The sequence below is a fragment of the Streptomyces sp. NPDC002809 genome, assembly GCF_040295435.1.
Lineage (GTDB): Bacteria > Actinomycetota > Actinomycetes > Streptomycetales > Streptomycetaceae > Streptomyces.
The window spans coordinates 39185-57481 of sequence record NZ_JBEOVJ010000051.1; the positions used below are offsets into that span (position 1 = coordinate 39185).

15 protein-coding genes are annotated in these 18297 nt (G+C 69.7%); 10 read left to right on the forward strand and 5 right to left on the reverse strand.

The window, feature by feature from the left end; translation table 11 throughout:
* Positions 1–2: 2 nt before the first annotated feature.
* Positions 3–422 (reverse strand): BlaI/MecI/CopY family transcriptional regulator, encoded by a 420-nt coding sequence (locus ABT025_RS26120; protein ID WP_350999183.1) that lies wholly within the window; start codon positions 420–422, stop codon positions 3–5.
* 214 nt (positions 423–636) lie between these two features.
* On the opposite strand from ABT025_RS26120, the gene ABT025_RS26125 reads away from it, so the two are divergent.
* The 3 genes from ABT025_RS26125 to ABT025_RS26135 all read left to right on the forward strand — a co-directional run bounded on the left by ABT025_RS26125 (position 637) and on the right by ABT025_RS26135 (position 2356).
* Positions 637–1212 carry a TerD family protein gene (locus ABT025_RS26125; protein ID WP_350999185.1) on the forward strand — a complete coding sequence of 192 codons (576 nt, stop codon included), beginning with the start codon at positions 637–639 and terminating at the stop codon, positions 1210–1212.
* Positions 1213–1257: 45 nt separating this feature from the next.
* A complete protein-coding gene (locus tag ABT025_RS26130; protein ID WP_350999187.1) occupies positions 1258–1839 on the forward strand; it encodes a TerD family protein in 582 nt (193 codons plus the stop codon).
* Positions 1840–1900: 61 nt separating this feature from the next.
* Positions 1901–2356: a tellurite resistance TerB family protein gene (locus tag ABT025_RS26135; RefSeq protein ID WP_350999190.1), complete on the forward strand. Its 456-nt coding sequence runs from the start codon at positions 1901–1903 to the stop codon at positions 2354–2356.
* A 580-nt stretch (positions 2357–2936) separates the two neighbouring features.
* Here the strand turns inward: ABT025_RS26135 and ABT025_RS26140 are convergent.
* Positions 2937–3335: a winged helix-turn-helix transcriptional regulator gene (locus tag ABT025_RS26140; protein WP_350999192.1), complete on the reverse strand. Its 399-nt coding sequence runs from the start codon at positions 3333–3335 to the stop codon at positions 2937–2939.
* A gap of 113 nt (positions 3336–3448) precedes the next feature.
* On the opposite strand from ABT025_RS26140, the gene ABT025_RS26145 reads away from it, so the two are divergent.
* From ABT025_RS26145 to ABT025_RS26165, 5 genes are all read left to right on the forward strand, one after another.
* A complete protein-coding gene (locus ABT025_RS26145) occupies positions 3449–4300 on the forward strand; it encodes an alpha/beta fold hydrolase (protein WP_350999195.1) in 852 nt (283 codons plus the stop codon).
* A 635-nt stretch (positions 4301–4935) separates the two neighbouring features.
* On the forward strand, positions 4936–5526 hold the full coding sequence (locus ABT025_RS26150; RefSeq protein ID WP_350999198.1) for a lytic polysaccharide monooxygenase auxiliary activity family 9 protein: 591 nt from the start codon (positions 4936–4938) through the stop codon (positions 5524–5526).
* A gap of 126 nt (positions 5527–5652) precedes the next feature.
* Positions 5653–6138: an Lrp/AsnC family transcriptional regulator gene (locus ABT025_RS26155; protein ID WP_350999200.1), complete on the forward strand. Its 486-nt coding sequence runs from the start codon at positions 5653–5655 to the stop codon at positions 6136–6138.
* Between the two features lie 25 nt (positions 6139–6163).
* Entirely contained in the window at positions 6164–6889 is a 726-nt protein-coding gene (locus ABT025_RS26160; protein ID WP_350999203.1) for an HAD family hydrolase, read from the forward strand.
* Positions 6890–7115: 226 nt separating this feature from the next.
* Positions 7116–8303 carry a serine/threonine-protein kinase gene (locus tag ABT025_RS26165; protein WP_502972029.1) on the forward strand — a complete coding sequence of 396 codons (1188 nt, stop codon included), beginning with the start codon at positions 7116–7118 and terminating at the stop codon, positions 8301–8303.
* Between the two features lie 10 nt (positions 8304–8313).
* On the opposite strand, the gene ABT025_RS26170 is transcribed toward ABT025_RS26165, so the two are convergent.
* Positions 8314–9306 (reverse strand): aldo/keto reductase, encoded by a 993-nt coding sequence (locus tag ABT025_RS26170; protein ID WP_350999213.1) that lies wholly within the window; start codon positions 9304–9306, stop codon positions 8314–8316.
* 100 nt (positions 9307–9406) lie between these two features.
* Complete coding sequence (locus ABT025_RS26175) at positions 9407–10360, reverse strand: aldo/keto reductase (protein WP_350999215.1); 954 nt, start codon at positions 10358–10360, stop codon at positions 9407–9409.
* 545 nt (positions 10361–10905) lie between these two features.
* Here ABT025_RS26175 and ABT025_RS26180 point away from each other — a divergent pair.
* A complete protein-coding gene (locus ABT025_RS26180) occupies positions 10906–14388 on the forward strand; it encodes a M28 family peptidase (protein WP_350999230.1) in 3483 nt (1160 codons plus the stop codon).
* A 57-nt stretch (positions 14389–14445) separates the two neighbouring features.
* Here the strand turns inward: ABT025_RS26180 and ABT025_RS26185 are convergent, their stop codons facing one another.
* Positions 14446–15864 (reverse strand): NsdA family TPR-like regulatory protein, encoded by a 1419-nt coding sequence (locus ABT025_RS26185; RefSeq protein ID WP_350999218.1) that lies wholly within the window; start codon positions 15862–15864, stop codon positions 14446–14448.
* A gap of 488 nt (positions 15865–16352) precedes the next feature.
* Between ABT025_RS26185 and ABT025_RS26190 the strand changes: the two genes are divergently transcribed.
* On the forward strand, positions 16353–18297 hold a 1945-nt coding region (locus ABT025_RS26190), incomplete at its 3' end, for a pectate lyase-like domain-containing protein (protein WP_350999221.1).

Here is an 18297-nt window from a genome sequence, read left to right on the forward strand (position 1 = left end):
GTTCAACGCTCCGCTTCATCCGTGGACCCTGGACCGGTCTCGCCGAGCAGCGACCGCAGCAGGTCCTCGTCGTGCGGCGACAGCGCGGAGACGAAGCTGGACAGCACGGCGTCACGGTCGTCCCGCTGGTCGAGGAGCCGCCGCATACGGAACGCAGTGAGCCCCGCACCGCTCGCCGTCGACTGCCACAGGACCGGACGCCCCGAACCGGAACGCGTGACCGCCTTCTTGTCGAGCAGGCGGGTGAGGATCGTGATCACGGTGCTGTACGACAGCCCGGCGTCGAGATGCTCCTGAACCCAGGCTGCGGTGACGGGTTCAGTCGCCTCTCCCAGCACGGACAGCACCTGGGCCTCCAGCTCACCCTGCCCACGTCGACGCGGGCGCGGCTGCCCCCGACGGCCGTCCTCCTCCGCACCCACGACACGACCCCTCTCGCACGACGGCCCGGCTCTCTTCTTCCACCACCGGACGCCGGGGCATAGTACCGAGCCGCAGGGGCAGCTCATGGACCCGGCGAACCGGTCGGTCCCACTTCCGCACGCCAACTCTACAGTGCTGTAGATTTCACTGCTGTCGCTCGGTGCCCGCACGGACACGCGCGGGCACAACAGATGAGTAGAGGGAGATTTGACCATGGGCGTGAGCCTCTCCAAGGGCGGAAATGTCTCGCTGACCAAGGAGGCGCCCGGACTGACTGCGGTCCTGGTGGGCCTGGGCTGGGATGTCCGTACGACGACCGGTACGGACTACGACCTGGACGCCAGTGCACTGCTGTGCGACGCGGCCGGGAAGGCGCTGTCCAACGAGAACTTCGTCTTCTACAACAACCTGAAGAGCCCCGACGGTTCGGTCGAGCACACCGGCGACAACCTCACGGGAGAGGGCGAGGGCGACGACGAGATCGTCAAGGTCGACCTCGCCGCCGTACCGGCCGACGTCGACAAGATCGTGTTCCCGGTCTCCATCCACGACGCGGAGGGACGGGGCCAGAGCTTCGGACAGGTCCGCAACGCGTACATCCGCGTCGTCAACCAGGCAGGCGGGGCCGAGATCGCCCGCTACGACCTCAGCGAGGACGCCTCCACCGAGACCGCCATGGTCTTCGGCGAGCTGTACCGCAACGGGGCCGACTGGAAGTTCCGCGCTGTCGGCCAAGGCTACGCATCCGGACTCAGCGGCATCATCGCTGACTTCGGCATCAGCCTCTGACGGGACCCGGATCACCTCAGACCGCACCCGACCGAGAGTGAAACCATGACCGTCAATCTCACCAAAGGCCAGCAGATCAGCCTCGCCAAGTCCGGGGGCGGTGAACTGACTGTCGTACGCATGGGACTGGGATGGAAGTCGGCGCCTCGCCGAGGGTTCCTCGCCCGCCTGACCGCCCGCGAGATCGACCTCGACGCCTCTGCCCTGCTCTTCGCCGGCGGATCCCCGCTGGACGTCGTCTTCTTCCAGCACCTGTCCAGCGACGACGGCTCGGTCCAGCACACCGGCGACAACCGGGTGGGCGGCTCAGGCCAGGGCGGTGACGACGAGTCGATCGTCGTCGATCTGCGGCGCGTCCCCGCCCACGTCGACCAGATCGTCTTCACCGTGAACTCGTTCACCGGCCAGACCTTCGAAGAGGTGGACAACGCCTTCTGCCGCCTCGTCGACGAAACGACGGGGCAGGAACTGGCCCGCTACACGCTGACCGGCGGTGGGCGCCATACCGCGCAGATCATGGCCAAGGTTCACCGGTCCGGCACGGGATGGCAGATGACAGCCATCGGCACCCCGGCCGACGGGCGCACCTTCCAGGACCTGATGCCGGCCGTCACGATGCACCTCTAGACCTGCGTCTTGCAACATCCCTCACAGCACTCACCACTTCGACCGACCCTGGAGCATTCGCATGGCACTGTGGGACCGCATCAAGGAATCGGCGTCGACGATGCAGACGCAACTCAACGCCAAGAAGAACGACCTCAAAAGCGGTGGCTTCCGCGATGCGAGCATGGCCATGTGCGCCTTGGTCGCCGCCGCCGACGGTTCCATCGATCCCGCCGAGCGGCAGAGGGTCGCCTCACTGATCGCAGGAAATGACGTACTGCAGAACTTCCCCGCTGACGATCTGCAGCGCCGGTTCAACGACTACTGCCAGCAGCTGACCAACGACTTCGAGTTCGGGAAGGTCGGCATGCTGCAGACCATCGGCAAGGTCGCCAAGAAGCCCACCGAAGCCCGTGCGGTCATCCAGATCGGCATCGTCATCGGTGGCGCCGACGGTCACTTCGACAACACCGAGCGCGCCGTGGTCCGAGACGCCTGTTTCGCGGTCGGGATCTCGCCGAACGAATTCGATCTGTAGGACCGCAGAGGCGCGGTGCGTGCCGTGAACACGTGGCACGCACCGCCCAACTCCGAACTCCTGAACGGAGTCGGCGGATGGTGTCGGTCGCGACATACAGGCTTCGGGACGAAGACGGACGCGACCATGCGCTGGTGCTGGACGGAGCCATCCGGACCACCGGGATACGGGCACTGCCGGAACAGTCGTCCATCACTCCGGGCCGCTACGCGTCCGCGGTATCGGTGCCGGACCACGGATCACGGCCGCCGCCGGTACCGAATGCCGAACCTGTCTGCCCTTGCGTCAGCGGACGCGTGACGCCACCCCGGCAGACCAGGGCAACACCCGTTCCGGTCCCGGAGATCAGGAACAACACGGGTATGCCCACTCGCCGCTCCGGCGGTCCTCGTCCCCGTCCTCGCCGCGGTCACTTTCCTGCCCATCGGTTACGGGATGCGCCTCACCGGCGGCCGCACTTCCGTGGCCGACGCGCCGACCAAAGCCGGGTGGGCCACCTTCGGAATCGGCGTACTGTCCGCTGCGGTCGGTCTCTTCTCGCCGCACCGTCAACGGGTGGCTGCGACCACCGCCCTTTCCATCAAGCCTGTCCGGCCTCGGCGAGCCGGATATTGCGGTCGATCTCCGGCATGTGCGTCTCGGCCCAGACCCGCAGGGCGGAGAGCGGCCTTTCGAGGGACAGGCCGAGTTCGGTGAGTCGATAGTGGACGGCGGGCGGCACTGTGGGTTCCACACGGCGCGCGACCAGGCCGTCACGGACCAGACTCTGCAGCGTGACAGACAGCATCTTCTGCGAGATGCCCGGAATGCCACGCCGAAGTTCCGCGAACCGGACCTCGCCGGAATCCGCCTCGGCCAACACCTTGACCACCATTGACGTCCACTTGGTGCCGATACGGTCGAGCAACCGGCGGGTCGGGCAGTTGGGGTCCAGCAGATCACCGCGTTCACCGGACCGCCGACCGGATCCGCCGGGCATGGACGTGGTCACCTGGGGCTCACCACCTGATGGGAAAGTGCCGTCTTGGAAGGACCAGGCTAGTTCCCTAGCGTGACCTTGTCACCATTCCTCACCGTCCCTGGAGTCCTTCCATGCCCGAACTGCGACGCGTCGCTGTCAACGGAGTCGAACTCAACGTCGCCCTTGCCGGATCCGGCCCGGCCGTCCTGCTGCTGCACGGCTTTCCCCACACCTGGGAGCTGTGGACGGACATCATGGCCGGCCTGTCCGACCGCTACCTCGTCATCGCGCCGGACCTGCGCGGATTCGGCGCGAGCAGCCCGGCCGCCTCCGGGTACGACGCCGGCACCCTGGCCGAGGACGCCGCAGCGCTTCTCACCGAGCTCGGCGTGACTTCTGCCGCGGTGGTCGCCGTCGACGCGGGTACCCCGCCGGCCTTCCTCCTCGCCCTGCGCCATCCCGGCCTCGTCCGACGCCTGGTCGTCATGGAGTCCGTGCTGGGCGGGCTGCCCGGAGCCGAGGGTTTCCTTGCCGACGGGCCGCCGTGGTGGTTCGGCTTCCATACCGCCGCGCACGGCCTCGCCGAGACCGTGCTGGAAGGCCACGAAGCCGCCTACATCGACTGGTTCCTGCACGCGGGCACGCTCGGCGACGGTGTGCCCCCCGCCATCCGGGACGCCTTCGCCCACGCATACGCGGGCAGCCACGCGTTGAGCCGCGCGTTCTCGTACTACCGGGCCCTGCCCGAAAGCGCACTGCAGATCTCGCAGGCCGTCACCACCGCCCGCCTGACGATGCCGACGATGGCGGTGGGCGCCCAGCCTGTCGGCCCTGCACTGGAACACCAACTCCGCCCCGTCACCGATGACCTCACCGGACACGTCATCGAGGACTGCGGCCACATCATCCCCCTGCACCGACCGAACGCCCTGCTCATGCTGCTGAATCCGTTCCTGACCGGTGACGACACGATTGCGGCATGACCCGGCGCAGCCGCCGAAATTCGATACGTACTTCAGAAGGGTTCGCCACGGGGTGCGAGATACGCCCTGCCGGCGGACGCCGGGATCGGTCACCTTGAACAACCGGGCAGCGCGGCCGGCCCGCCGGTGATGGCCGCGACGAGCGACTGCCCGACCGGCCGCACACCGCCACCGCGAACCCCGTGCCGAGCACGGCCCGGCCGGCGAAGCGCAGCCGCAGCCCGCCCGGGTCCAAGGCAGCCAACGCTCTCTTCAGCGCCGCCGTCCCCCGCCGTCGCCCACCGGTTCCGCGTACCGGCACGAAAGAGGCGCCACGGGATCCGTAGCACCATCGACAGGCACATCACAGCACCCGCATGACTGTTGGCTCGAACGGGCCTCCAGATGCTGGGCCAATGGGTCATTCGATCACCGGAACAGGGCGCCGGCAGTCGGCCAGCGGATCACCGGACGACAATTCCGGGGCGCGCCGGGCCCGCCGAGCCGGAGGCTCCACCCTCACGGAGAGCCCCGGCAAGACCCCGGCGCCATCCGCTCCCGACGGTATGGACACACCAGGTTGACATCACTACGCTCACCCTTGGTCTAGACCGCAGAACTCTCCGGACATCACCCCACATCTCCAGGAGCGACGTATGCGCAGAAAGATCACTTCCTTACTGGCCGGGCTCGGCCTGGCCGGCGTGGCGCTGTTCGCCACCTCCGGCAGTGCGCAGAGCCACGGTTACACCGACTCGCCCATCAGCCGCCAGCAGCTCTGCGGCATCGGCACCGTCAAGCAATGCGGCCAGATCCAGTGGGAGCCGCCGAGCGTCGAGGGTCCCAAGGGCTTCCCCAGCCGCGGACCGGCCGACGGCCACATCTGCTCGGGCGGAATCGGGCGCTTCTCCGAACTCGACGACCCGCGGGGCGGTACCTGGCCCGCGACGCACGTCAGCGCAGGGCAGAACTACACGTTCAACTGGCGGATCGAGGCCCGGCACGCGACGACCGACTTCCGCTACTACATCACCAGGGACGGCTACGACCCGGCCAAGCCGCTCACCCGGGCCGACCTGGAACCGCAGCCGTTCCTCACCGTGCCCTTCGGCGGCCGGCTGCCCGGCTCCACCGTGTCCCACTCGGGCGTGCTGCCGCAGAAGTCCGGCAAGCACCTGATCCTCGGCGTCTGGACGATCTCCGACACGGGCAACGCGTTCTACGCCTGCTCCGACGTGCAGTTCTGACGTCGATCCTTCACCCCTGCACCAGCACAGGCTGGTGCAGGGGCCACGTCGACCCGGCCGGCCCGGCGGTGGGCCATTGGTACAGTCGCTGCCCCGACGGACATACCACGGAGAGGCCGACGGACCATGGCGGTGGACGAACTCGACACCCGGATCCTGCGACTGCTCATCGAGCAGCCACAGACGAGCGTGCGCGAGTACGCGCGGATCCTGTCCATCGCCCGGGGCACCCTCCAGGCCCGGATCGACCGCCTCGAACGGGACGGTGTGATCACCGGCAGCGGCCCGTTCGTCTCCCCCGCCGCCCTCGGCCACCCGGTGCTCGCCTTCGTGCACCTGGAGGTGACGCAGGGGCATCTCGACGACGTGGGTGAGGCGCTCGCCGCGGTGCCGGAGATCGTCGAGGCGTTCTCCACCACGGGAGGCGGCGATCTGCTGACCCGGGTGGTGGCACGGGACAACGGGCATCTGGAGGACGTGATCCAGCGGCTGATCCAGCTTCCGGGCGTGGTCAGGACCCGGACCGAGGTGGCGCTGCGCGAACGGGTTCCGCACCGGCTGCTGCCGCTGGTGGAGTCGGTGGGCCGGACCGCTCCATCCGGCCGGCAATGATCACCCCGTTGGCATCATTGCTGCCATGAACTCATCACCTGCAGGGGCCCTTTCGGTCGTCTTCGACCTGGACGGCACCCTCGTGGACAGCGAACCGAACGCCTACGAATCGGTTCGGCTGCTGCTCGAACGGTACGGCGTGCCCGACTTCACCTGGCAACAGAACGCCCGCTTCATCGGGATCAGCAACCCCGAGGCGCTGACCGTCCTGCGCGCCGAGTACGGCATCGCCGCCTCCGTCGACGAACTGGTGGCGGATCAGGACGCGCTCTATCTGGACCTGGCGAGGAAGTCGACCGAAGTCTTCCCCCGCATGCGGGAGTTCGTCGGGCTCCTGCACGGCCGGGGCATCGCCATGGCCGTGGCGTCGGGCTCGTCCCTGGCCGGGATCGAGGCCGTACTCACGAGCACAGGCCTGGACGCCTTCTTCACCGCGTACGTCTCCGCCGACGAGGTCGGGCACGGGAAGCCCGAACCGGATGTGTTCCTGGAGGCCGCCCGGCGCCTGGGTGCCGCACCTGCCGACTGTGTGGCGGTGGAGGACGCGGCACCCGGCGTGAGGGCTGCGCACGCAGCGGGGATGCGCTGCATCGCGGTCCCCTACGTGACGGCAAGCGCCGCCGATCCGGTGTTCGCCGCGGCGGGGCTGCTCTTCCCTGGCGGGCAGGGCGAATTCACCGCGCAGGCCGCGTACGCATGGCTTTTCCCCGGAACCGCACCGGTGCCCGGCCGGCCGGGTCCGGCTTCCTGACCCTGCGGGCACCGCCGCCGCGCGGGGCCTGCCGACCCGTCACCGTGCGGGCGGCCGGGATGGGGTGACGGCCGGTCGCCCCGGGTCCGCGCGCCGGATATCCTGATCTTGCCGCGCTCCCTCACCCCGCCCCTCGTTCCGGGCGAGGTCACCGCCGCGGCGGCCGGAGCGGTCCTCGGCCCTGACTTTTCGAGATACGCGAGCTATTCGAGATGGGTGTGCACAGGTGCTGGTTGCTGGTCGGTACCGATTGATATCCGCCATCGGCCGTGGCGGGATGGGTGAAGTCTGGCGGGCCACCGACGAGGTCCTCGGCAGGGCCGTGGCCGTGAAGCTGCTGCTGGGCGAGCACGCCGACGACTCGGCGACCGCGCGGTTCCGGCTGGAGGCCCAGACCGCCGCCCGGCTGAGCCACCCGCATCTGGTGGCCGTGTTCGACTTCGGGTCCTGGGAGAACCGGCTCTTCCTGGTCATGGAACTCGTCGAGGGCAGGAGCCTCTCCGACCTGCTCCTGGCGCAGGAGCGGCTGGGTCCGGAACAGGTCGCCCGGATCGCCGGCCAGGCGGCGGCCGGACTGGCCGCCGCCCATCGGCAGGGCATCGTCCACCGGGACATCAAGCCGGGAAACCTGATGCTGGACGCCGAGGGCTCCGTCAAGATCGGCGACTTCGGGATCGCCCAGTTCGTCGACGACCCTTCTGCCGCCCTCACCACGACGGGCCACATCGTCGGCACGAGTCTCTACCTCGCTCCGGAACGGGCCCTCGGCCGCACCGCCGGTGCCGCATCGGACATGTACTCCCTCGGCTGTGTCATCTACCAACTGCTGCTCGGCCAGCCGCCGTTCCGCTCGGACACCCCGACCGCGACCCTGTACCAGCACGTGGACACGCCTCCCGTGCCGCTGCGGCAGCGAGGGGTCGACATGTCGGCGGCCTTCGACTCGTACCTGCTGGGCCTGCTTGCGAAGCAGCCCGAAGAGCGGCCCAGTGCCCAGCAGGTCGCCGACTGGTTCCACAGCGAAGCCTGGCGAGGGCAGGCGGAACCGCTGCCGCAGCACCGGCCCACTCCCCCGCGAGCTCCGGCCGCGGCCTACAGACCGGCGTCCGCACCGCCCTCGCCTGCCGGGCAGCATGCCGGTGCCGACTCCGGCGCCCCCACGACGTACCGACTGCCCCAGGCGCACGGCCGGGGGCGGCGTGCGGCGAGCCGGCCCCGGAACAACCGGCGGCGCAGCACCCGCGAGGCGATCAGGCGCCGGCCCAGAGTGGCCAGCGCCATCGCGGGCACGATCGCCTTCCTCGCCGCCGTCTATCTGGGGATGAGCCTGTTCTCGCCCGACTCCAGCTCGGCCACCACTCCGGACGGCGGCACCTCCACGAGCGGGCCGCCGTCCCCCGCACCCGGCCGGTAGCCGGGGCCCGTTACCAGCGGTCGTGGACCGCCGCGCGGATCCTGCGGTCGTAGAGGTCGCGCACCGCGTCGAGCGTGCTCCGCGGCAGCGGGTCCAACGCCGCCGCGGCCGCGTTGGCCCTGGCCTGTTCCACGGAACGGGCACCGGGGATCACACTGGTGACGCCGTCCTGCTGAATGATCCAGCGCAGGGCCGCCTGGGCGGGGGTCAGCCCTTCCGGAGCGATTCCGGCGAACTCGGCAGCCGCGGCCACCCCGGTGCCGTACTCGACACCGGAGAAGGTCTCGCCCTGGTCGAACGCCTCCCCGTGCCGGTTGTACGTGCGGTGGTCCTCGGGCGCGAAGACGGTGTCCGCGGTGTACCTGCCGGAGAGCAGGCCCGAGGCCAGAGGCACCCGTGCGATGATCCCGACCCCGGCCGCGCGGGCGGCCGGAAGGACCTCGTCCAGCGGCTTGAGGCGGAACGGGTTGAGGATGATCTGTACGCTCGCGACCCCGGGGCGGGCGATGGCCGTCAGCGCCTCGGCACATGTTTCGACGCTCACCCCGTAAGCGGCGATCCGCTGCTCGGCGACCAGGGTGTCGAGGGCGTCGTAGACCTCGTCCGAGGAGTAGACGGCCGTGGGCGGGCAGTGCAGCTGCACAAGGTCGAGGGTGTCCACGCCGAGATTGGCCCGTGAACGGTCGTTCCACGTACGGAAGTTGTCGAGGACGTAGTTCTCCGGCACCTGGTCGGCGCGCCGGCCCGTCTTCGTCGCCACGAGGACGCCCGCGTCGGGGCGCTCCTTCAGATAGCGGCCGATGAGCTGCTCGCTGCGTCCGTCCCCGTACACGTCCGCGGTGTCGAAGAAGGTGACGCCCGCCCCGACAGCGGCGTCGAGGATGTCGAAGGCATCCGCCTCGCGCACCTCTCCCCAGTCACCGCCGATCTGCCATGTGCCCTGCCCGACGACCGATACGTCGCGTCCGGTCCTGCCCAGTTCGCGCTGCTCCATGAGGATCATGCTACGTCCGCAGGGCGGCCGGCCCGGGGGCGCCGCGGTCACCGCACGCTCCGGGCGGGACGTCTCGGTCCCCGCCCTGGCCGGCCCCCTGCCGGGGCGGTCAGCCGGCGCTGTGGCCCAGTGCGGTGAGCCGCCCCGTCTCGTCCTCGGTGAGCCGCAGGGCCCCGGCCGCCACGTTGGCCTCCAGGTGAGCCGGGTTGCCCGTGCCCGGGATGGCAAGGACATGCGGGCCCCGCCGGAGCGTCCAGGCGAGCCGGATCTGGGCGGGGGACGCGTCGTGGGCGCGGGCGATGTCGAGCAGCACCTCGTGCTCCGCGGTGATGTCCGCGCCGGCCTCACGGCCTCCGGCGGCGATCGCGTAGAACGGCACGAAGGCAATGCCGAGTTCACCGCAGGTGCGCAGGATGTCCTCGGAGTCGGCGCGCCTTTCGCCGATCCCGTATCTGTTCTGCACGCAGACGACAGGTGCGATGGCCAGGGCCTCGGCGATCTGGTCCGGCCAGGCGTTGGACAGGCCCAGGTGGCGGATGAGGCCCTCCTTCCGCAGGTCGGCCAGCGCGCCGAACTGCTCGCTGATCGGGGCCGGCCCGTTCATCCGCAGGTTCACCACGTCGAGGTGGTCGCGGCCGAGCTGCCGGATGTTCTCCTCGACCTGTCCACGCAGTTGACCGGGCTCTGCCCAGTCGAGCCAGTCGCCGCCGGGGCCGCGGCCCGGGCCGACCTTGGTGGTGATGACCAGGTCGTCCGCGTACGGACCCAGCGCCCGGTTGATCAGTTCGTTGGCCGAGCGCAGTGGTGAGAAGTAGAACGCGGCCGTGTCGATGTGGTTCACGCCCAGTTCAACGGCCCGGCGCAGCACGGCGATCGCCCGGTCCCGATCGTGGGGGCCGCGGTCGTCCCCGAACGCGGCACCGTTCTGAGTCAGGCGCATGGCGCCGAAGCCGATCCGGTTGACCGTCAGATCGCCGAGATTCCAGGTACCGGCATTCGCTGCGCCTGTAGTTGCCGAGATCAAGAGTGAAGCCTTCCGCGTGAGGGGTGATTCAGGAACCATCACATGACGATGCACCAAACGACTTGCGTGATTCACCGATTCATGCTAAGTTTGCGCCAACGCGTCTGTCGCATACGCCAGTTGGTGCGAGTGCAGGATAGACCCACTTCGCCATCCCGTCCAGCCCTGCCCCCGGTCCTCGCGCCTCGACAGTCCGGACGAACCCCCTGCGTCCGCACGGACCCGCTGGACCACGCGCCCGCACCGCGCACGGATGGATCGAGACCCCCCGCGCATGACTTCGGTGTGGACACGGCGCCTCGGGCGGCGCCCTGCGAGCCACCGCGACATCCCCCTCCACCGCTTCTCCCTGTGCGCCGGCTGTGCGATCGCACCATGGCGACTTGACCAGACTTGCCAAATCCCTTGCGCACGCCCCCAGTTCGTTGACGAGGTCATGGCCACGTGTGAGTGTTCGGTCGCCCGATCACGGACACCACCTGGGCGGACGACCGGCACCGGCAGCACGGGCGGTCCGTCTCCCCGTGCCACTGCCCGTGACCGAGGTCCCCACGAACCGAGGAGCCTCGATGAAACGCAGACCGATGACGGCCGGGACAACCCTGGCCGTCCTCGCCGGAATGCTGGTCGCCACCAGTGGCCAGTCAGCTTCTGCAGAACCTTCCCCGCCGGCACCGACCGCGCTCTCGACTGCCGTGTCGGCAGCGGACCGGGCGGCGGCCAGTGGTCTCGACGCCCTGGCCAAGGGGCCCGAGGAGCGGTACGAGCGCCAGATGGTGACCCCCTGGGTCAACGGGCTCTACTCCGTCGCGTACGAACGCACCTACCGCGGCCTTCCGGTCGTCGGCGGTGACGCCGTCGTCGTGGCCGACTCCAAGGGCCGCATCCGCGGATCCCAGTCGGCCGTCTCCCGGCGCATCAACGTGCCGGTCACCGCGTCCGTCTCCGCCGAGGCAGCGGAGGCCACCTCGCGCAGGAAGCTCCGCACGGTGGAGCGGGTCGACAGCCACCGCCTGGTCGTCCGGGCCACCGGCACGAAGTCCCGGCTGGCGTGGGAGACCGTACTCACCGGCCGGACCGCGAAGGCACCGAGCCGGCTGCACGTCTTCGTAGACGCGGGCACCGGTGCGGTGCTCGACAGCTACGACGACGTCAAGGCCGGCACCGGCAACAGCCAGTGGAACGGCCCGTCCCCGCTGTCCATCAACACCACTTCCTCCAGCGGCAGTTACTCACTGCGTGACCCGGGCCGTCCCGGGCTGAGCTGCGCCGACTACAGCACCGGAAGCGTCTTCACGAAGTCGAGCGACTCCTGGGGCACCGGCAGCGCCTCCAGCAAGGAGACCGGCTGCGTCGACGTGATGTGGGCGGCCCAGCACGAGTGGGACATGCTGCGCGACTGGCTGGGGCGCAACGGGCACGACGGCAACGGACGCAGCTGGCCGGTCAAGGTCGGCCTGAACGACGTGAACGCGTACTGGGACGGCTCCACCGTCTCCATCGGCCACAACAACGCCAACCAGTGGATCGCGGCGATGGACGTCGTGGGCCATGAGTTCGGCCATGGCATCGACCAGTACACGCCCGGCGGCGCGAACAACGAGTCCGGTCTCGGGGAGGCGACCGGCGACATCATGGGGGCGCTGACCGAGGCGTACACCAACGAACCCGCCCCGTACGACGACCCGGACTACACCGTCGGCGAGAAGATCGACCTGGTGGGCAACGGGCCGATCCGGATCATGTACAACCCCGGGCAGATCGGTGACCCGAACTGCTACAGCTCCTCCATACCCAGCACCGAGGAGCACGCGGCGGCCGGCCCCCTAAACCACTGGTTCTATCTGCTCGCCGAGGGCTCGAACCCCGGCGGCGGCAAGCCTTCCAGCCCCACCTGCAACAGCTCATCGGTCACCGGTGTGGGCATCCAGAGCGCCGGCAAGGTCTTCTACGGCGGCATGCTGCTCAAGACCAGCGGCATGACGTACAAGCGCTACCGCACGGCCACGCTCACGGCGGCCAAGAACCTCGACGCCACCTGCGTGCTGTTCAACCGGGCGAAGTCCGCCTGGGACGCGGTCAGTGTCCCCGCCCAGAGCGGCGACCCGACCTGCGCGCCCAGCGGCAACAACGACTTCTCGATCTCCCTGGACCCGGCCTCCGGCTCCGTGAAGCCCGGCAGTTCGGTGACCGCCACGGTCCGGACGACCGTTTCCTCCGGCAGCGCGCAGACGGTGAACCTGACCGCGAGTGGTCTGCCGAGCGGTGTGACCGCCTCCTTCAGCCCCTCCTCGGTGCAGTCCGGCGCGACGTCGGTCATGACCGTGTCGACGACGTCGGCCGCCGCGCCGGGGGCGTACACCTTCACGGTGAAGGGCGCGGGCGCCCAGGAGCACACAGCCCAGTACACGCTGACCCTCACCGACGGCGGCGGCAGTCCCGGTGGCACGCCCCCCGACATCAGTGTCGCCAACGTGCAGGCCCACCTCACCCAGCTGAACACCATCGCCTCGCAGAACGGCGGCAACCGGCGTGCCGGCAGCAGCGGTTACACCGCCTCGCTCGCCTATGTGAAGGGCAAGCTGCAGGCGGCCGGCTACACCGTCAGCGAGCAGACCTGCACCACCTGCACCTACCGCGGCAACAACCTGATCGCGGACTGGCCGGGCGGCCCGGCCGACCGGACCGTGATGTTCGGCGCCCACCTGGACGGAGTGGCCGCCGGTCCCGGCATCAACGACAACGGCTCCGGTTCCGCGACCCTGCTGGAGAACGCGCTCGCCCTGGCCCAGCAGAACCCGACCATGACCAAGCATGTGCGCTTCGCCTGGTGGAACGGCGAGGAGCAGGGCCTGGAGGGGTCCGAGTACTACGTCGGCCAGCTCACCGCCGCCCAGCGGACCGCCATCACCGCGTACTACAACTTCGACATGGTCGCCTCCACCAACGGCGGCTACTTCATCAACAACCTCAACTCCGCCGCATCGGCCCCGATGAAGGAGTACTGGACCTCGCTCGGCCTCGCCCCGGAGGAGAACGTCGAGGGCCAGGGGCGCTCCGACGACTACTCGTTCCAGCAGGGCGGCATCGCCACCTCGGGGTACGCGACCGGCGCCAGTGACACCAAGTCCTCCGCCCAGGCCGCCAAGTGGGGTGGCACCGCGGGCCGTTCGTACGACCCGTGCTACCACCAGTCGTGCGACACGACGGCCAACATCAACGCGACCGCGCTCGACCGCAGCGCGGACGGGGTCGCCTACACGGTGTGGAAGGCGGCCGTCGGCACCACCGCGCCCGCCGATGACTTCTCCGTCTCGGTGAACCCGGTTTCCGGCAGCGTCCAGCCGGGCGCCTCCCTCACGGCGACCGTGTCCACGGCCACCACCGGCGGTTCCGCGCAGAGTGTGCGGCTCACGGCCTCCGGTGCGCCGAGCGGGGTCACCGTCTCCTTCGCCCCGTCCTCCGTGCAGTCGGGCTCGTCGTCCACGATGACCGTCTCCGCCGGGGCGCAGGTCACCGCTGGTACCTACACCCTCACCGTGACCGGGACGGGCACCGCCACCCACACCACCACGTTCTCGCTGGTCGTCGGGGGCGGCGGTATCTGCCAGGCGCGGCAGGTCGTCGCCAACGGCGGCTTCGAGAACGGCACGACGCCGTGGACCCAGTCGGACGGGGTCATCAACAACAGGACCTCCGAGAAGCCCGCACACAGCGGCGCCTACCAGGCCTGGTTCGGCGGCTGGGGCAGCACCCACAGCGACACCGCCACACAGTCGGTGACGGTTCCGGCGGGCTGCGCGACGTACCGGCTGTCGTTCTACCTGCGCACCGACACCGCCGAGTCGGCGGGCGATGCGACCGCCTACGACACGTTCACCGTGAAGCTGGGTTCCCGGACGCTGGCCACGTACTCGAATCTCGACGCGAGCAGCGGCTACGTCCAGCAGTCCTTCGACGTCGGCTCAGCCGCGGGGCAGACGGTCACGCTGGGGTTCACCAGCAAGGAGGACGCCTACCTGCAGACCAGCTTCGTCCTGGACGACGTGGCACTGGACGTGAGCTGATCCACCGTCGGGGGAACAAGGGGGCGGGGCGTGTTCCACACGCCCCGCCCCCGCGTGTCAGCGGACCACCGCCGCCAGTCTGCTGACGAAGTCGTCGGTCTCCTGACTGCCGGCGGGGCGGGCCGCCAGCCTGGCGTGGAGTCCGCGCAGTTCCTGGCCGAGCAGCGTCGACGGATTCACCTCGGTGGTGTCCAGGACCGGGCCTGCCACCGCGTGCGCCGCCGCCGGGTCACCGGCGCACGCGTGGGCGTCGGCCATCCGGGCCAGGAACAGCATCCGCGCCGAGTGCATGCCGGGTGGCAGCAGGCCGAGCGCCGTGCGGGCCGCCCCGACGGCGCGGAGCGCGAAACGACGGTCACCGGTGGCCGCTGCGAGGTCGCGCAGTGCGCCGGCCGCACCGGACTCCACGCGCAGGCGTACGGACGCGACGGAGAGCCAGGGCGCCTCCGTCTCGTCGTGTTCGCCGGCCCGGTCCATCTGCGAGCGGGCCCGGTCGATGTGCCTCAGGGTCCGGGCGGCGTCGCCCCGGACGGCGTGACCGCGTGCCTGGTACAGGTCGCTCAGGGCGCCCGCCCAGTGCCGGCCCTCTGCGGCCTGCCCGATGGCCCCGCCGTAGGCAAGCGCCGACGGGCCGTCGCCCTCCAGCCGTGCCAGGGTGCTCATGTCGCTGAGCGCCGCGACCTGCGTCCCGACGTGACCGGCCATGGCGGCCCACAGCAGCGAGCGGTCGAGCCAGGCCATCGCGGTCCCGTTGCGGCCCCACAGCAGCCGCAGACATCCGGCCGACTGCGCGTACTCGGCTGCAAGCGGGGCCAGTTGACGCTGGTACGACGCCTCGGGAAGCGCCATCCAGCGGAGCATCGCGTGCAGGGTGCGCTCGACGACGGCGGTCGCTCCCGGCCAGGCGCGTTCCTCGTCGGCGCGCAGACAGACCGCGAGCAGGGCCGTCAGCGCGTGCACCGTGTCGCTGTCCAGGGCAGGGCGGGACTGCGTCTCCGGGCCCGGCGCGCAGAAGGCCGCGTGCAGGGCGATGACATCCGTGAGCGCGGGGACCGAGCAGCCGTCCCTGCCGTGCACCGGGCAGGCGAGTCCGTAGGCGGGCAGGCTCGCAGGAAGGACGGTCCCCGGCGGAAGCATCGCCGGAAGCGCTCCCCCCACGGGCTCCCCGGGCAACGGCCCCCGCCGTACGGCGGCAGGACCGCCGCGCCGGCCGCCCGCTCGCCCACGTTCCTCCGCCGCCTCACAGGCAGCCAGTAACTCCCCCTCGGCCGAGAGCAGTTCGTCGAGCCGGCGGGCCAGCGGCAGCGACGTCCTGCGGCTGCCGTGCTCCAGTTTGCTGATGGCAGTGTGGTCGTAGCCGACCCGGGCGCCCACCTGGGCCTGGGTGAGTCCCGCCCGTCTGCGCCACTGACGCAGCCGGGCACCGAACGACCGCCACGCCTCGGCGGTACGGGCGTCCGCCGGAACGGGACCCATGCCCTCGCTCACCCGGAACCCCGTCGCGCCTGGTCAAGGACGCCACGCGCACCATGCTCACGGCTCATGCCCCGGAGGATAGCGAGCAGCCGCGCCCGCTGTCCTCCACGCGTCGACAAGATGTCCGGTAACAGGCGCAGCGGTTACCGGTGCACGCGTCCACCGATCCTTCACACAGGCTTTCCGCAGCCGACCCGGTTGCGGTGGCAACGACACACCGCCCCTCCCCCGCACCCCCTGACCAGAGCATCACCCTCTGAACCGACGAGCAGTCAAGCCCCGGGCAGAGAAGGCAGCAAGGCGTAGGCAATGAGGTCAATCGTGAGATATCAGTCGCCAGTTCTTGTTCTCAACAACGCCGTTTCAAGCGGGTGTTGCACACCTATTGACGCGTGGGGACGCAAGGGAGAAGTATCCCCATCGGCCGGAGAGAGCGCTCTCCGGCTTCGTGTCGTGCACCCGTACCGCGACTCAGGAGACATGTCCCCATGTACGCACCCCCCTTGTTCCACAGACACGCGCCATCGACCGGAAGAAGACGGACCGGCGTGCTGGCCGCCGTCACCGGCCTCGTCGTCTCGCTGCTGGCCTTCATGCCGTCCACCTCCGCGAGCGCGGCGCCCTCGCTGCTCTCCCAGGGCAAGGCCGTGACCACCTCCAGCCAGGAGAACGCCGGCAACCCCGCCACCGCCGCCGTCGACGGCGACAACGGAACCCGCTGGTCGAGCGCGTTCTCCGATCCTCAGTGGATCAAGGTAGACCTGGGCTCCGCCGCCTCGGTCAGCCAGATCGCGCTGAAGTGGGAGGCCGCCTACGCCAAGAGCTACCGGATCGAGTTCTCCACGGACGACAGCACCTGGAGCACCGCCTACTCGACCACGACGGGCCCCGGCGGCACCGAGACCCTGAACGTCTCCGGCACCGCCCGCTACGTCCGGCTGACCGGCACCACCCGAGCCACCCAGTACGGCTACTCCCTCTGGGAGTTCCAGGTGTTCGGCACCACCGGCGGCGGAGGCGGCCCGCAGATCCCCGGCGGTGGCGACCTCGGCCCGAACGTCCTGGTCTTCGACCCGTCGACACCGGGCATCCAGGCCAAGGTCGACGAGATCTTCAAGCAGCAGGAGTCGGCCCAGTTCGGCACCGGCCGCTACGCGCTGATGTTCAAGCCGGGCACGTACAACAACATCAACGCGCAGATCGGGTTCTACACCTCGATCGCCGGTCTCGGCCTCAAGCCCGACGACACCACGTTCAACGGTGACGTGACCGTCGACGCCGGGTGGTTCAACGGCAACGCCACGCAGAACTTCTGGCGTTCGGCGGAGAACCTCGCGCTCAACCCGGTCAGCGGCACCGACCGCTGGGCCGTCTCACAGGCCGCCCCGTTCCGGCGGATGCACGTCAAGGGCGGACTCAACCTCGCACCGAACGGCTACGGCTGGGCGAGCGGCGGATACATCGCCGACAGCAAGATCGACGGCCAGGTCGCGCCGTACTCGCAGCAGCAGTGGTACACCCGGGACAGCTCCATCGGCAGCTGGGGCAACGGCGTCTGGAACATGACGTTCTCCGGCGTCGAGGGCGCACCCGCCCAGAGCTTCCCGAACCCTCCGTACACCACCCTCGACAACACCCCGGTCTCCCGCGAGAAGCCCTTCCTCTACCTGGACGGCAACGACTACAAGGTCTTCGTCCCCGCCAAGCGCACCAACGCACGCGGTGTCTCGTGGAACGGCACCCCGCAGGGCGAGTCCATCCCGCTGAGCCAGTTCTACGTGGTCAAGCCCGGCGCCTCCGCCGCCACCATCAACGCGGCCGTGCAGCAGGGCCTGCACCTGCTGTTCACGCCCGGGATCTACCACGTGGACCAGACGATCAACATCGACCGCGCCAACACGGTCGTGCTGGGTCTCGGTCTCGCGACGATCATCCCGGACAACGGGGTCACCGCCATCAAGGTCGGTGACGTGGACGGTGTGAAGCTCGCCGGCCTGCTCGTCGACGCCGGTCAGCAGAACTCGCAGGTGCTGGTCCAGGTCGGGCCCGACGGTGCCTCGGCCGACCACGCGGCGAACCCGACCACCGTCCAGGACGTGTTCGTCCGGGTCGGCGGCGCGGGCGCAGGCAAGGCCACCACCGGCATGATCATCAACAACGACGACACGATCATCGACCACACCTGGCTGTGGCGCGCCGACCACGGCGACGGGGTGGGCTGGGAGACCAACCGCTCCGACTACGGCCTCCAGGTCAACGGGGACGACGTCCTGGCGACCGGCTTGTTCGTCGAGCACTTCAACAAGTACGACGTGCGCTGGTCCGGCGAGAGGGGCAGGACGATCTTCTTCCAGAACGAGAAGGCGTACGACGCCCCCAACCAGGCCGCCGTCCAGAACGGCAGCACCAAGGGGTACGCGGCCTACAAGGTCG

Coding starts and splice junctions, on each gene's coding strand:
- ABT025_RS26155 (WP_350999200.1), top strand. CDS start 5,653: ATGGCGGTGGACGAACTCGACACCCGGATCCTGCGACTGCTCATCGAG.
- ABT025_RS26140 (WP_350999192.1), bottom strand. CDS start 3,335: ATGCCCGGCGGATCCGGTCGGCGGTCCGGTGAACGCGGTGATCTGCTG.
- ABT025_RS26135 (WP_350999190.1), top strand. CDS start 1,901: ATGGCACTGTGGGACCGCATCAAGGAATCGGCGTCGACGATGCAGACG.
- ABT025_RS26130 (WP_350999187.1), top strand. CDS start 1,258: ATGACCGTCAATCTCACCAAAGGCCAGCAGATCAGCCTCGCCAAGTCC.
- ABT025_RS26160 (WP_350999203.1), top strand. CDS start 6,164: ATGAACTCATCACCTGCAGGGGCCCTTTCGGTCGTCTTCGACCTGGAC.
- ABT025_RS26180 (WP_350999230.1), top strand. CDS start 10,906: ATGACGGCCGGGACAACCCTGGCCGTCCTCGCCGGAATGCTGGTCGCC.
- ABT025_RS26185 (WP_350999218.1), bottom strand. CDS start 15,864: ATGGGTCCCGTTCCGGCGGACGCCCGTACCGCCGAGGCGTGGCGGTCG.
- ABT025_RS26175 (WP_350999215.1), bottom strand. CDS start 10,360: ATGGTTCCTGAATCACCCCTCACGCGGAAGGCTTCACTCTTGATCTCG.
- ABT025_RS26125 (WP_350999185.1), top strand. CDS start 637: ATGGGCGTGAGCCTCTCCAAGGGCGGAAATGTCTCGCTGACCAAGGAG.
- ABT025_RS26145 (WP_350999195.1), top strand. CDS start 3,449: ATGCCCGAACTGCGACGCGTCGCTGTCAACGGAGTCGAACTCAACGTC.
- ABT025_RS26170 (WP_350999213.1), bottom strand. CDS start 9,306: ATGATCCTCATGGAGCAGCGCGAACTGGGCAGGACCGGACGCGACGTA.
- ABT025_RS26150 (WP_350999198.1), top strand. CDS start 4,936: ATGCGCAGAAAGATCACTTCCTTACTGGCCGGGCTCGGCCTGGCCGGC.